At 64.7% G+C, this 13,850-nt stretch carries 11 protein-coding genes; 1 reads left to right on the plus strand and 10 read right to left on the minus strand.

Annotated elements, in window-relative coordinates:
* Positions 1 to 18: 18 nt before the first annotated feature.
* Complete coding sequence (locus ACGYK4_RS06770; protein WP_394455706.1) at positions 19 to 702, plus strand: helix-turn-helix domain-containing protein; 684 nt, start codon at positions 19 to 21, stop codon at positions 700 to 702.
* 54 nt (positions 703 to 756) lie between these two features.
* Here ACGYK4_RS06770 and ccoS read toward each other — a convergent pair whose 3' ends face one another.
* The 10 genes from ccoS to ACGYK4_RS06820 all read right to left on the minus strand — a co-directional run bounded on the left by ccoS (position 757) and on the right by ACGYK4_RS06820 (position 13,795).
* Positions 757 to 945, minus strand: a complete 189-nt coding sequence (ccoS, locus tag ACGYK4_RS06775) for a cbb3-type cytochrome oxidase assembly protein CcoS (protein WP_394430017.1) — start codon at positions 943 to 945, stop codon at positions 757 to 759.
* Entirely contained in the window at positions 942 to 3,062 is a 2,121-nt protein-coding gene (locus tag ACGYK4_RS06780; RefSeq protein ID WP_394455708.1) for a heavy metal translocating P-type ATPase, read from the minus strand. Before ACGYK4_RS06780 ends, ccoS begins: the two co-directional genes overlap by 4 nt.
* Positions 3,059 to 3,532: a FixH family protein gene (locus ACGYK4_RS06785; RefSeq protein ID WP_394455709.1), complete on the minus strand. Its 474-nt coding sequence runs from the start codon at positions 3,530 to 3,532 to the stop codon at positions 3,059 to 3,061. The genes ACGYK4_RS06780 and ACGYK4_RS06785 overlap by 4 nt, the downstream gene beginning before the upstream one ends.
* Positions 3,529 to 5,118 (minus strand): cytochrome c oxidase accessory protein CcoG, encoded by a 1,590-nt coding sequence (gene ccoG / locus ACGYK4_RS06790; RefSeq protein ID WP_394455711.1) that lies wholly within the window; start codon positions 5,116 to 5,118, stop codon positions 3,529 to 3,531. Before ccoG ends, ACGYK4_RS06785 begins: the two co-directional genes overlap by 4 nt.
* Before the next feature lie 96 nt (positions 5,119 to 5,214).
* Positions 5,215 to 6,117, minus strand: coding sequence for a cytochrome-c oxidase, cbb3-type subunit III (ccoP, locus tag ACGYK4_RS06795; protein ID WP_394455712.1), 903 nt, complete (start codon positions 6,115 to 6,117; stop codon positions 5,215 to 5,217).
* Complete coding sequence (locus ACGYK4_RS06800; RefSeq protein ID WP_394455713.1) at positions 6,114 to 6,302, minus strand: cbb3-type cytochrome c oxidase subunit 3; 189 nt, start codon at positions 6,300 to 6,302, stop codon at positions 6,114 to 6,116. The genes ccoP and ACGYK4_RS06800 overlap by 4 nt, the downstream gene beginning before the upstream one ends.
* 10 nt (positions 6,303 to 6,312) lie before the next feature.
* Entirely contained in the window at positions 6,313 to 7,149 is an 837-nt protein-coding gene (gene ccoO / locus ACGYK4_RS06805; RefSeq protein ID WP_394455714.1) for a cytochrome-c oxidase, cbb3-type subunit II, read from the minus strand.
* Positions 7,150 to 7,154: 5 nt separating this feature from the next.
* Positions 7,155 to 8,765 carry a cytochrome-c oxidase, cbb3-type subunit I gene (gene ccoN, locus ACGYK4_RS06810; RefSeq protein ID WP_394455716.1) on the minus strand — a complete coding sequence of 537 codons (1,611 nt, stop codon included), beginning with the start codon at positions 8,763 to 8,765 and terminating at the stop codon, positions 7,155 to 7,157.
* Positions 8,766 to 8,883: 118 nt separating this feature from the next.
* Positions 8,884 to 11,331: an FAD-dependent oxidoreductase gene (locus ACGYK4_RS06815; RefSeq protein WP_394455717.1), complete on the minus strand. Its 2,448-nt coding sequence runs from the start codon at positions 11,329 to 11,331 to the stop codon at positions 8,884 to 8,886.
* 1 nt (position 11,332) lies between these two features.
* Positions 11,333 to 13,795, minus strand: a complete 2,463-nt coding sequence (locus ACGYK4_RS06820; protein WP_394455718.1) for an FAD-dependent oxidoreductase — start codon at positions 13,793 to 13,795, stop codon at positions 11,333 to 11,335.
* Between the last annotated feature and the right edge of the window lie 55 nt (positions 13,796 to 13,850).

A 13,850-nucleotide genomic window follows, 5' to 3' on the forward strand; every position in this document is an offset into this window, starting at 1 on the left:
CGCAGAAAGGACGATCGCATGTACGTGACGCTATCCAATGAGTTCACCCCCGCAACCAAAGTGCCCGAGGCGCAGCTTTGCTCTCGCACCCCCGCCGCGCAATCGCCGCGCAAGCGGCAGGCGGTCGGCAGCCATCTGTTTCGCGAGGGCGATATCGCCAACCATATCTATGAGATCACCTCGGGCGTCTTTCGCCTGACCCGCGTGCTCGACAACGGGCGGCGGCAGGTCATCGCCTTTGGCCTGCCCGGCGACATCATCGGCTTTCCCAATGGCGCGCTCCATCACAGCGATTGCGAGGCGATCCAGACGGCAGAGGTGATCGCCCACCGCCGCCATGCGCTCGACGATTTCGAGGGGGATCACGAGACGCATAAGCGGCTGTTGAACGCTGCCCTGCGTGAGATTTCGGCGATGCAGGATCACTTCATGATGCTGGCCCGCAAATCCGCGCTGGAAAAGGTTGCGTCCTTCCTCATCACGCTGGCGGAGCGCACCGGCAGGCCGATCGGCAATTACACCACCTGCGCCTTGCCGATGACCCGCAGCGACATCGCGGATTTCCTCGGCCTGACGATTGAGACGGTGAGCCGCACCCTGACCCGCCTGCGCAAGCAAAATATCATCGTGCTCGAGACCTCCCAAACCGTGATGATCAAGGATATGGACGCGCTGATCTCGGCCTCTCAGGCGACTGACTGAACGCCAGCTCCCAATGAACCCAGAAAACGCAGGCTCCGGCCTGCGTTTCGCGTTTTAGGCGGTCTTCTCAGCATTCCTCTCGCGGTCCTTGCCGTCGGGCGTCTCCCCATTCTCCAACAAAATCCGCGCGGCGTCACCTTCCAGATCATCGTATTGGCCGCTGCGCAGCGTCCAAAGACAGGCCGCAAGCCCTGCCGCGCCAAGACAGACGGAGACGGGGATGAGAACGATCAGGATATTCATCGGCGCACCGCATTCAAAACCACGAGGATAGAGGAAGAAGACATCACCGCCGCCGCCATTAGCGGGGTGGCGAAGCCCATGACCGCCACCGGGATCGCGACCGCGTTATAGGCGGCGGCCAGCCCGAGGTTCTGGCGAATGCGGCTGCGCGCCCGACGGGCCAGCCGCAGGGTATCGGCGACCGCCGAAAGATCACCGCCCAGCATCACCCCGTCCGAGGCGACCCGCGCGGCATCCAGCGCCGTGGCAGGCGCGAGAGAGGCATGCGCCCCGGCAAGCGCCGCCGTGTCATTCAGCCCGTCGCCCACCATGAGCACCCGCTTGCCCCGCGCGGCCATATTGCGAACCAGACCGGCCTTATCCTCAGGCCGAACGGAGGCATGAACCGTGGCGATCCCGAGGGTTTCGGCCAGCACTTCTGCACGCTGCGCGGTATCGCCAGTGACCATCGCCACCTCCATCCCACGCCCGCGCAGGGCGCTGACGACTTCCGCCGCCCCGGCGCGGGGTGTTTCGGACAGGGGCAAAGGAATACGGCGATCAGGCAGATGCAGTTCCGGCCCCTCCAGCCCACGGCGCAGAGAGACCCGCGCCTCGTGCCAAAGGCCGCGGACGCCCTCGCCCGGCACCTCTTGCAGGTCGTGCAGATCGGCGGGCATCTGCCCCTGCAACGCCGCCGCCAAGGCGCGCGAGGCGGGGTGGTCAGACGCCTGCGCGAGGGCAAGCGCGACCGATGCCACCTCTGCATCAAGCGCGGGCAGCCGCGCCACGCCCTCGGTCAACGTGCCGGTCTTGTCGAAGAGAACCGTATCGATCTCGGCCAGACGCTCCAAGGCCGTGGGGGATTTTAGCAGCACGCCCGCGCGGAACAAGCGCCCGGTCATCGCCGCCGTCACCGCCGGAATGGCCAGCGCCAGCGCGCAGGGGCATGTGATGATCAGCGTCGCCGTGGCTACCGCAATCGCCTGATAGAGGTCCCTCGTCAGCGCCCACCAGACCACAAAAGCCAGCGCCGCCAGCCCATGCACCACCGGCGCATAAAGCCGCGCCGCGCGGTCGGCGATCCCGCTGTAACGGTGTTTGCCGGTCTCGGCGACCTCGACCAAAGCCGCAAGGCGGCGCAGGGTGCTGTCCTCGGCCCGGCGGGTGACCCTTAGGGTCAGCGGCGTGTCAAGGATCACCTCGCCCGCGCAGATCGGCCCGCCCGCCGCCACCGCGACGGGGTCGGCCTCTCCGGTCAGGGCGGAGCGGTCCACCATCACCGCGCCCAAGGCGATGCCATCCACCGGCGCGCGCGCCCCGGCGGCAAGGGCGATGCGGTCATCGGGCATCAGGGCGCTGACGTCCACCGTCTTACGCCCCGTCGCGGTCAGCCGCGTCGCGCGGGGCAGTTCCAGCGCCGTCAACTCCGCCGCGGCGGAACGTGCCATGGCCCGCGCGCGATGCTCAAGATAGCGGCCCACCAGCAGGAAAAAGGTCAGCGAGAGCGCCGCATCGAACCAAGTATGCGCCCCGGTGGCGGCGAAAGTCTCATAAAGCGAGGTCGCCGCCGCCAGCAGGATCGCCAGCGCAATCGGCACATCCATATTCATCCGCCCCGCCCGCAGGGCGACCGATGCCGAGGCGAAGAAGGGCACCGCCGAAAAGGCCAAGGCGGGCAGCGCGATGGCGGCAGAGACCCAGTGAAACATCTCGCGCGTGATATCGCCCGCCCCGGACCAGACCGCGACGGAGACTGCCATCACGTTCATCATGGCAAAGCCCGCCACGGCGGCGCGGGCCAGCAGACGGCGGCCCGTGTCATCCCCCGCAGGCCGCAGGGCGGTCGCGTCCAGCTCATGCGCCTCGAAGCCCGCGTCGTTCAACGCCTGAAGCGCGGCGCTGGCGTCATAGCCGGGACTCAGCACGATCCGCACCCGTTTGGCCCCAAGGTTCACCCGCGCGGCTTTGACCGAGGGCAAGCGGGCCAAAACCCCCTCGACCCCCGCAATACAGGCCGCGCAGCGGATCTGCGGCAGGGCGAGATGGATGACCTTGTCGTTCTCCGCGATGCGCTGCGCCGCAGCCTCAGCCGAGGGGGCGCCTGCGACACAGCCGGGACAGGCGGCGACGGTCATCGTGTCACCTGCAAGGGAATGCGGCGGCGAAAGAGCGTGCCATCGGCGGCGCGCATCTCGATCCGCAGGTTCCAGTTTCCGGGCGCTGCGGTGACCGGCGCGGTCCACGCGCGGCCATCCCAGGCGAAGTCGGGCGTCATGTCATCCGCCACGGTGGTCGCCCGGCCCAATGTCGCCGCGATGATCTCGGGCTGCACCACGCCATTGGCATCCTGCACCGCCACCCGGAGTGTCTCCTCCGTCAACTCGGTCTGCACCGCCCAGCCGAGCGCTTCCTGCGCCGCGCGGTCGCTGTCGAAATTCTGCGAGGCGACGTAGCTCGATTCGGTTTCCTTTCCCGGGAAGGTGCGCACCGCATTGAAAGCGAGCGCGAGGTTCACCGCGATGATGATCGAAAACCCGCCCACGAAGATCGCCAGCACATGCCAGCCTGTCAGGGGGCGCCCCCGTTGTAATTGCGCTGCGGTCATTGGCTGTCCTTTCCATTGAAAATCGTGTCACCAAAGGCCCGCTCGCCCGAGCGGAGATCTTCGACCCAGAACCGCAGATCGCTGCGCGGCGCGGTGGCGGCGTCACTCTGCGGCGGGGCGATGACATAGATCCGTTGCAGGCGGGTGGTGTCGGCGGGCACTGAGACCACCGGACCCGCAGCCCCCTCGACGCTGAGGTCCAAACCACGGTCTCCGGCGAGAGACAGCCGGAAATCCCGCGCTTCCCCATGTTTGTTGCGCAGACGGATGTCATAGGCGTTGCGGATCGACCCGTCCGAGAGGGTGACGAAGGTCGGATTGCGCACCGGCGCCACGGTCATGTCGATCTCGGGTCGGATGAAGAGCGCCACGACAAGCGCCACACCGATGGCGGCCCAAGCGGCGGTATAGATCAGGGTGCGCGGGCGGAAGACATGCTGCCAAAGCGGCTTGGGCTGCCAGGGCGGCGCAGTGGCCCCGGCGACATCGCCCGCGGGCGCCTCGGCAAGGCCCGCCACGGCGGCGCTTTCCTTGGGCGCGGTGGGCGGCTCATCATCCAGCGCGAGGTAGTCGATCAGCCCGCGCGGTCGGCCAATCTTGGCCATCACATCGTCGCAGGCATCGATACAGAGCGCGCAGGTGATACATTCCATCTGCTGGCCTTCGCGGATGTCGATCCCCATCGGGCAGACCGCGACACAGGCGTTGCAATCAATGCAATCGCCCAAAACCTCGCCGTCCCGCGACTGGCGGTCGCCCGCGGTGTTTTTGTCGAGCGCCGCACCATAGCGCGCCACCGCATCGCCGCTGCCGATCGCCTCTGCCGCCGCTTTCTGGCGCTTCACCCCGCCCTTGCCGCGCGGCTCGCCGCGCCATTTGCGATAGCCGACGGTGAGCGTGCCGGGGTCCATCATCGCGCCTTGGATGCGGGGCCAAGGGCACATGTAGATGCAGACCTGTTCGCGCATGAAACCGCCAAAGATGAAGGTCGTGGCCGTCAGCACGCCGATGGTGGCATAGGCCACGGGGGCGGCTTGCAGGGTCACGAGGTCGCGCGCCAGACTGGGCGCATCGGCAAAGTAAAAGACCCAAGCCCCGCCCGTCGCCACCGCGATCAACAGCCAGACCACCCATTTCGCCCCCCGCAGCCGCGCCTTGCGCAGGCTCCAGGGTGCGTTGTGCAGACGGATGCGCGCGTTGCGGTCGCCCTCGATCCAACGTTCCACGGTCATGAAGAGGTCAGACCAGACGGTCTGCGGGCAGGCATAGCCACACCAGACCCGCCCCAAGGCAGAGGTAAACAGGAACAGCCCCAGCCCCGCCATGATCAGCAGCCCGGCCACGAAGTAGAATTCATGCGGCCAAATCTCGATCCAGAAGAAATGGAAGCGCCGGTTTGCGAGATCGACCAGAACCGCTTGGTCCGGCAGGTTCGGCCCCCGATCCCAGCGGATCCAGGGGGTGATGTAATAGACCCCCAGCGTGAGGATCAGGATCACCCATTTCAACCGACGAAAGAATCCGCTGACCCGGCGGGGAAAGATCGGCTCGCGGGCGGCGAAAAGCGGAGGGGCGGCGTTGGACATGGGCAGTAGGCTCCGGTGTTACGTCTTGCGGCCTACACCCGTGGGGCGCAGGCCGCTTTGATCTGCATCAATCCGCAGATTATTTGTCGTACCGGTTTAATCGGCGGCGGCACCCTCGGCATCGACCGCAGCCTCGCCGCCGCCCAGACCGTGGACATAGGCGGTCACGGCGCGCACCTCGGCCTCGCCCAGACGGGCCTGCCACGGCGGCATCACCCCCATGCGCGGCGCTTTGAGCTGCCGCAGGATCGCCTTATGACTGCCGCCGCGCAGCCAGATCGCATCGGCAAGGTTGGGCGCGCCCATCTCACGGTCACCAAGGCCACGCTCCCCATGGCAGGCACTACAGTTGTCGGCATAGACCTCTGCCCCCGCCTGCGCTGCACCTGCGTCATGCTCAAGCCCCGAGAGGCTGCGCACGAAATGCACGGTGGCGTCGAGCTCGGCCTCCTCCATCCAATCAAACGGCGGCATCTCCGAAAAACGCGCGTCGGGGTCATCCTCGTTGCGGATGCCATGGCGCACGGTATAGGCGATATCCTCCATCGTGCCGCCCCAGAGCCAGTCATCGTCCAAAAGGTTGGGATAGCCCGAGGCCACCACACCCCCTGCCCCCGCGCCGTGGCATTGCGAGCAATTGGCAGCAAAGACCGAGCGCCCGGCCTGTGTCGCGAAACGGTGAAGCTCTTCGTTGTCCTTCAGCACCCCCAGATCGACGTTGACGAGGCTTTCGGTCAAGTCAGCATTCGACAGGTCCACCCGCGCAATCTCGGCAGCGACCTCGCCACGGGTGGAATAGCCGAGCAGCCCCGCCGTCGCGCCTGAGACCATCGGCCAGGCGGGATAAAGGATGGTATAGATCACGCCCCAGACGACGGTCGCGTAGAAGGTCCAGAGCCACCAGCGCGGCAGCGGCGTGTTCAGCTCTTCGATCCCGTCCCAACTGTGGCCTGTGGTCTCGGTCCCGGTGGCGGGGTCGATCTTGCGTTTATCGGTCATGTGCGGGCTCCGTCATTGCGGGCTTGATCGGGGTCGTTGTTGCGAAACGGGACGGCGGCGGCATCGTCGTGCAGGGCGCGCGAGCCGGGGCGAAAGGCCCAAGCAATGACGCCCAGAAAGATCAGCGTCAGGATCAAGAGCGCCCAGCTATCAGCCAGTTCACGCAGGAAAGAATAGGTGTCCATTGCGGCCTCCTCAGCGGCTGGCGTCAGGCACGAAGGTCGAGAAATCGACCAGCGTTCCGAGCATTTGCAAATAGGCGATCAGGGCATCCATCTCGCTCACCCCCGGCTGGCCGTCGAAGTTGCGCACCTGCGCGCCGGGGTAGCGTTCCAGCAGCCCGTCGTAATCGCCGAAAGGGTCGACTTGCACCCGGAAGTCGCCACGGACATTCGCGATCATCTCATCGCTATAGGGCACGCCGACCGTGCGGTGGGTGGCGACCAGATCGGTCACATCCTCGGGCTCAAGTTGGGCGTCCATCAGAAACGCGTATTTCGGCATGACGCTTTCCGGCACCACCGATTGCGGGTCCATCAGGTGATCGACATGCCACTCATCCGAATAGCGCCCGCCGACCCGCGCCAGATCGGGACCGGTGCGTTTGGAGCCCCATTGAAACGGGTGGTCATACATCGACTCGGCGGCGAGACTGTAGTGGCCATAACGCTCGGTCTCGTCGCGCATCGGGCGGATCATCTGGCTGTGGCAGACATAGCAGCCCTCGCGCACATAGATCTCGCGCCCCGCCAGTTCCAGCGGCGAATAGGGGCGCATGCCCTCGACCTCTTCGATGGTGTTCTCCAACCAAAAGAGCGGCGCGATTTCGACGATCCCGCCGATGCTCACCACCCCGAGCGAGGCAATCAACAGCAGCGTCGCGTTGCGCTCGAACCGCTGGTGAAAGGTGATCGCCTCCGTCTCGGGCGGCAGTTCGTTGGGGATTTTGCCCTTCTTTAAGCCTTCGCTGGCGGTCACGACTTTGGGGTCGTCAGCGGGGTTATAATTAGGGCTGTGGGGGTTCTTGGCCATTGATCTTACTCCGCTGGCAGGGCGACGGTGACGGGGCGGGCTTGCGGGGCGCGGATGGTCATCCACATGTTCCAGACCATCACCGCACCCCCCGCGAGGTAGAGCACCCCGCCCAGACCACGGACCACATACATCAGGAATTTGGCTTCGACGGTGTCGGCAAAGCTGTTGACAAGGAAGCCATTGGCATCGACCTCACGCCACATCAGCCCCTCCATGATGCCGGAGACCCACATCGACGCGGCGTAGAGCACGATCCCGAGGGTCGCGAGCCAGAAATGCAGGTTGATCGCCGCCATGGAGTGCATCTGCGCCCGGCCCCAAAGCCGCGGGGTGAGGAAGTAGAGCGCGCCAAAGGTGATGAGCCCGTTCCAGCCAAGCGCGCCGGAATGCACATGCCCAATGGTCCAGTCGGTGTAGTGGCTAAGGCTGTTCACCGCCCGGATCGACATCATCGGCCCCTCGAAGGTCGACATCCCGTAGAAGGCGAGCGAGGCCACGAACATGCGGATGATCGGATCGGTGCGGATCTTGTCCCACGCGCCTTCGAGCGTCATCAGCCCGTTGATCATGCCACCCCATGAGGGCATCCACAGGATGATCGAGAACACCATCCCCAGCGTCGCCGCCCAATCGGGCAAGGCGGTGTAATGCAAGTGGTGCGGACCGGCCCAGATATACAGAAAGATCAGCGCCCAGAAGTGGATGATTGACAGTTTGTAGCTATAGACCGGACGCCCCGCCTGTTTCGGCACGAAGTAATACATCATGCCGAGGAAACCCGCGGTCAGGAAGAAGCCCACGGCGTTATGGCCGTACCACCACTGCGTCATCGCATCCTGCACACCGGCAAAGACCTGCACCGATTTGGAGCCCCAGATCGATACCGGGATAGCAAGGTTATTGACCACATGCAGCATCGCCACGGTGATGATGAAGGCCAGAAAGAACCAGTTGGCGACATAAATATGCCGCTCACGCCGCTTCAGAATCGTGCCGAAGAATACGGCGAGGTAGACCAGCCAGACGATGGTGAGCCAGATGTCGACGTACCATTCCGGCTCAGCATACTCCTTGGACTGGGTCGCGCCGAGCAAATAGCCCGTGGCCGCCAGAACGATGAAAAGCTGATAGCCCCAAAAGACGAACCAAGCCGCGTTCCCACCCCAAAGCCGCGCCGAAGAGGTGCGCTGCACGATGTAGAAAGACGTGGCGATCAGGGCGTTGCCGCCAAAGGCGAAGATCACCGCGCTGGTGTGCAGCGGGCGCAACCGGCCAAAGTTGGCATAGGGCTGCGCCCAGTCGATGTTCAGCGCCGGAAAGGCCAGTTGGAAGGCGATGAAGGTGCCCACCAGAAACCCAACCACACCCCAAAAGGCGGTGGCGATGACGCCATAGCGAATGGGGCCATCCATATAGCCCTGCGGCGGCGCAGGCGCGACCGGCGCCGCGTCCTCGACAGGCATCCGGCGCAACTGCCAAAAAAACAACCCTGCGGCCACCACCATGACCAGCAGGGCGTGAACCATATAAGCCGGATCGCGCGCCCAATCCGCCCCGAGTGCTGCAAAGAACACTATAAGCGCAAGCACGATCAACTTGAGCGTATCGAACATATTCCGAATCCCTTCATCTTTGGGAGACGGATCGCATGAGCCCTAAGCCGCCGCTTTGATCTATGTCAAAGCCGGGGCGATAAGCCTGCCAAGGGGGCGTTTTTCGTAAGGCGGCGGCCTAGCTTTTGGTCCGCGCCCCGCTAGGGTCATACATCGGTTTCAAACTGGCTTCGGCCTTGATCCGGCGGCCCGCCACGTCGATCTCATAGGTCGAGGCCAGCAGATCGGCGGGGCTTTCGCCCGCGCAGGGCACATAGCCCAGCCCGATCGCTCCGCCCAAGTGGTGGCCATAGTTGCCTGAGGTGAGATAGCCCACGATGGCCCCCTCCCGCAGGATCGGTTCAGCGTGGTAGAGCAGTGGCGCGGGGTCCGTCAGGCGGAATTGCAGCATCCGCAGCTTCAACCCCTCTTCCTTTTTGCGCAGCACCGCGTCGCGACCGATGAAATCGGGCTTGTCGGTCTTCACAGCAAAGCCCAAGCCCGCCTCCAGCACATGGTCCTCGCAGGTGATGTCATGGCCGAAGTGGCGAAAGCCCTTTTCGATCCGGCAACTGTCCATCGCATGCAGACCGCAGAGTTCCACGCCGAAAGCCACGCCCGCTTCCATCAGCGCCTCAAAAACATGACCTGCCATCTCGGCGCTGACGTAAAGCTCCCAGCCCAGTTCGCCCACATAGGACACCCGATGCGCCCGGGCGAGGCCCATGCCGATCTCGATTTCGCGCGCCATGCCGAAGGGGTGGGTGTCATTTGAGAAGTCATTGAGGGAAACGGCCTGCAAGACCTCACGCGCCTTCGGCCCCATAAGGGCAATCACCGCCTCACCCGCTGTCACATCCGTGATCACCACCATCCGGTCGCCAGCATGGCGGCGCAGCCATGTCTCATCCGCCAGCCGCGTCGCTGCCGGGGTGACGACGAGATAGGCCGTCTCGCTCAGCCGCGTTACGGTGACATCCGCCTCGATCCCCCCGCGGGGGTTGAGGAATTGCGTATAGACGATCTTGCCCACCGGCACCGCCATCTGCGCGCCGCAGACGTGGTTCATGAAAGCTTCGGCCTCTGGCCCCTCGACGCGAATTTTGCCGAAAGACGACACATCGTAAAGCCCCACGCCCGCGCGGATGGCGGCATGTTCGGCGGCTTGATTGTCGAACCAATTCTGCCGGCCCCAAGCATAGCGATATTCGCGCGGCTGCCCGGGATCAGCGAACCAATTGGCCCGTTCCCAGCCTGCGAATTCGCCCATGACCGCGCCATGCTCCAGCAGATGCGCATGGAGCGGGCTGCGCCTAATGCCCCGCGCGGTGGCCTTTTGGCGGTAGGGGAAGTGATCGGCATAGAGCAGCCCCAGCGTTTCGGTCGACCGTTCCGCCAGATAGGTCTTGTTGCCCTGAAACGGCTGCATCCGCGCGATGTCCACATCGCCCAGATCGAAGGGTTTCTGCCCGTCCTCCATCCACTGCGCCAGCGCCATGCCCGCCCCGCCTGCCGATTGGATGCCGATGGAATTGAACCCGGCGGCGACCCAGACATTGTCCATCTCGGGCGCTTGGCCAAGGTGATAGGCATCGTCGGGGGTGAAACTTTCGGGACCATTGAAGAAGGTATGAATCCCCGCCTCCGCGAGCAGCGGCAGCCGTTTGACTGCCATCTCGAGGATCGGCTCGAAATGGTCGAAATCCTCGGGCAATTGATCGAACTCGAAACTCTCGGGGATGCCGTCCAGCGCCCATGGTTTGGCGACGGGTTCGAAGGCGCCAAGCAGGATCTTCCCTGCATCCTCTTTGTAATAGGCGTATTCATCGGGGATGCGCAGCACCGGCAACTCGTGTAGGCCCGGCACGGCCTCGGTAACGATATAGAAATGTTCACAGGCTTGCAGCGGCACGTTGCTGCCCAGCATGCGGCCCAGCTCGCGCCCCCACATGCCCGCGCAATTGATGACATGTTCGGCCTCGATCCGGCCCGTGCTGCCATCCTCCCCGGCCCAGACCACCGCCGTGATCCGACGCCCCGCGCGGGTGACCCCCGTCGCCTTGACCCGCTCGGCCACCACCGCGCCGCGCGCTCGGGCGCCCTTGGCCAAGGCCAGCGCGATATTGGCCGGATCGCCCTGACCGTCTTTCGGCAAATAGACCGCGCCGGTTATGCCCTCGGTCTTCACATGGGGGTATTTCGTGCGGACCTCTTCGGGGGTGATCTCTTCGACCTCGACGCCAAAGGCGCGGGCCATGGCGGCCTGCCGCAAGATCTCCTCACGCCGCGCAGGCGTCAGGACGGCGGTGATCGAGCCCACGCGCTTGAACCCGGTGGCGACCCCGGTTTCCCCCTCCAACGCGCCGTAGAGTTCTTGGGAGTATTTCGCCAGCCGCGTCATGTTCTGCGTCGCCCGCAGCTGTGCGATCAGCCCCGCCGCGTGCCATGTGGTGCCGGAGGTCAGTTGTTTGCGCTCCAGCAGTACCACATCGGTCCAGCCCAGTTTCGTCAGATGATAGGCGACCGAACAGCCGATCACGCCACCGCCGATGATCACCGCGCGGGCTTTGGTAGGAAGCTGTACCATCTCAGGCCTCCTGCGCGCGGATACGCGCATTTTCGCTGTCCCAGAGAGGGGCGTCGGGCTGCACCGTAGCGCGGTAGCTTTGCCCATAGATTTCCACCATCAGCTCGGTGCCCGGCTGGGCGGCCTCGGCCCGCACGACGCCGAGCGCGATGGAGGCACCCACCCGGTAGCCATATCCGCCGCTGGTCACCTCGCCCACGGCATCTCCCTTCAGGCGCAGCGTGGCCATCGGCGGCGCATCTTGCGGGTTGCCTTCAACCACCAGCGTCACGAAGCGGCGCTGTGGCCCTGCGTCCCGTTCGGCGATCAGCGCCTCCTTTCCTGGAAATGCCTCCGGCTTGTCGAGGCGCAGGAAACGGTCCAAGCCGGTCTCCAGCAAGGTATACTCCTGCGACAGATCGCCTTTCCACGTCCGGTAGCCTTTTTCCAGGCGCATGGAATTGAGCGCGAACATCCCAAAGCGCGTGGCCCCGCCCGCGATCAGCGCATCATATATCGCGGGCATGTCTTCGGAGGCCGCGTGGATTTCCCAGCCCAACTCGCCCGCGAAACAGACCCGGGCGAGCAGCGCAGGCTTGCCCTCTACCGACGCCTCTTGATGGCTGAGCCACGGCAGCGCCAGATCGGCCTCCGGGGCCAGCGGCGCCAGCAGGGCGCGGGATTTCGGGCCGCATAGAATCAGGGTCGAGACTGCATCTGTCCGGTCCCTCAGTCTGATCTCCCCCCCTTTGGGCAGCGCATCGCGCAGCAGTTCAAAATCATGCCATTGCGCGGGGGCGGCGGTGATCAAGGTGAACTTATCCTCCGCATGGCGCAGGATCGACATCTCGGTCAGCACCCGGCCCCGGCTGTCGGGGAAATAGCCCAGCGTCATTCGCCCGACCTTGGGCAGCGCGCCCGCGATCCGGCCCCGCAACCAATCCGCAGCACCGGACCCCTCCAGCGCGAAACGGGAGAAGCCCGGCAGATCGAGCACGCCCACGCTATCGCGCACCGCCTCGACCTCCTCTCGAACCCGAACCGCCCACGGCCCCTCCCGGTCCCACGTCTGGGTCGGTGCTTCCGAAGTATCATCGCCGGGTTTCGCGAACCAATTCGCGCGCTCCCACCCGTTGTAGGCCCCCATCTGCCCGCCCGCTTCGCGCAGACGGTCGTGCAGCGGCGAGAGCTTTTTCTGGCGCCCGGCGGGCCATGCGTGATGCGGGAAATGCATCGCGTATTCATGGCCATAGGTCTCAAGCGCCTTGGCGAGAGTGTAGTCGTGATCGGCATGGGCGGTGTAGCGGCGCGGGTCGACATCCCACATGTCCCATTCCGTTTCGCCTTGCGTGATCCATTCGGCCATGACCTTGCCCGCGCCGCCGCCCTGCGCGATGCCAAAGGTAAAGCTATGCGCCTCAAAGGCGTTCGGGACGCCCGGCATCGGGCCGAGCATCGGCAGCCCATCGGGCGCATAGGGGATCGGCCCATTGATCACCCGCCCCACACCGCTTTGGCCCAACAGCGGCATCCGCGCCATGGCGTCTTCGATATACCATTCCAACCGGTCCAGATCGTCGGGGTAGAGCTGAAAGCTGAAATCTTCGGGCATCGGATCCTCGGGGGTGATCCAATGCGCTTTGCAGTTGCGCTCATAGGGGCCAAGGTTCAGACCGTTCTTGTCCTGCCGCAGGTAATAGGAGCTGTCCACATCGCGGACCATCGGCATCTTATGGCCCTTCTCGGCGGTCCACGCGGCAAGTTCGGGGATTTCTTCGGTCAAGAAATACTGATGGCTCATCACCACCGCGGGCACCCGGCGGCCCCCATGGGGGCGGAACCATTCGCCCACCCGTTGCGCGTAGTAGCCAGCAGCGTTGACCACCTTCTCGCAGCGGATCGCGCCCTTGTCGGTATGGACGATCCATTCGCCCCCATCGCAATCTATGCCGGTGGCGGGGGTAAAGCGGTGAATTTGCCCCCCTGCCTCTCGCGCACCTTTGGCAAGGGCTTGGGTCAGCTGCGCCGGGTCGATGTCCCCATCCAAGGGATCCCACAGCCCGCCTGCCAAATCGTGCAACTCTATGAAAGGATTGTGTTCCTTCAATTCGGCGGGGGTGCACATCTCCATCCCCAGCCCCTGCGCGCGGGCCATGGAGGCGACATGTTCAAACTCCTGCATCCGCTCGCGGCTATGCGCGAGACGCAGCGCCCCGGTCACATGGTAGTTGATCGGATAGCCCACCTCCCCGCCCAAACTGCGGTACATCTCAAGCCCGTAGCGCTGCATGTTCATCACGGCCCAAGAGTTCGAGAAATTCGGGCAATTGCCCGCCGCGTGCCAAGTGGAGCCTGCCGTCAGTTCGTTCTTCTCAAGCAAGACGCAATCGGTCCAGCCCGCGCGGGCAAGGTGGTATAGGGTCGAGACCCCAACCACCCCGCCCCCGATGATCACAACCCGTGCCGTTGTCGGAAAATCAGCCACACGCACCTCCTATCGCCATGCACCGCCAAAGGGCTGGCCAGAGGCGCCCCCGGTC

It is taken from the genome of Sulfitobacter sp. 1A13368 (genome assembly GCF_043557275.1).
GTDB classification, from domain to species: Bacteria; Pseudomonadota; Alphaproteobacteria; order Rhodobacterales; family Rhodobacteraceae; genus Sulfitobacter; species Sulfitobacter faviae.

Bases quoted from the DNA above. Each gene is read 5' to 3' on its own strand.
- ACGYK4_RS06815 (WP_394455717.1), bottom strand. From the start codon at position 11,331: ATGGTACAGCTTCCTACCAAAGCCCGCGCGGTGATCATCGGCGGTGGC.
- ACGYK4_RS06780 (WP_394455708.1), bottom strand. From the start codon at position 3,062: ATGACCGTCGCCGCCTGTCCCGGCTGTGTCGCAGGCGCCCCCTCGGCT.
- ccoO (WP_394455714.1), bottom strand. From the start codon at position 7,149: ATGGCCAAGAACCCCCACAGCCCTAATTATAACCCCGCTGACGACCCC.
- ccoP (WP_394455712.1), bottom strand. From the start codon at position 6,117: ATGACCGATAAACGCAAGATCGACCCCGCCACCGGGACCGAGACCACA.
- ACGYK4_RS06770 (WP_394455706.1), top strand. From the start codon at position 19: ATGTACGTGACGCTATCCAATGAGTTCACCCCCGCAACCAAAGTGCCC.
- ccoS (WP_394430017.1), bottom strand. From the start codon at position 945: ATGAATATCCTGATCGTTCTCATCCCCGTCTCCGTCTGTCTTGGCGCG.
- ACGYK4_RS06785 (WP_394455709.1), bottom strand. From the start codon at position 3,532: ATGACCGCAGCGCAATTACAACGGGGGCGCCCCCTGACAGGCTGGCAT.
- ccoG (WP_394455711.1), bottom strand. From the start codon at position 5,118: ATGTCCAACGCCGCCCCTCCGCTTTTCGCCGCCCGCGAGCCGATCTTT.
- ccoN (WP_394455716.1), bottom strand. From the start codon at position 8,765: ATGTTCGATACGCTCAAGTTGATCGTGCTTGCGCTTATAGTGTTCTTT.
- ACGYK4_RS06800 (WP_394455713.1), bottom strand. From the start codon at position 6,302: ATGGACACCTATTCTTTCCTGCGTGAACTGGCTGATAGCTGGGCGCTC.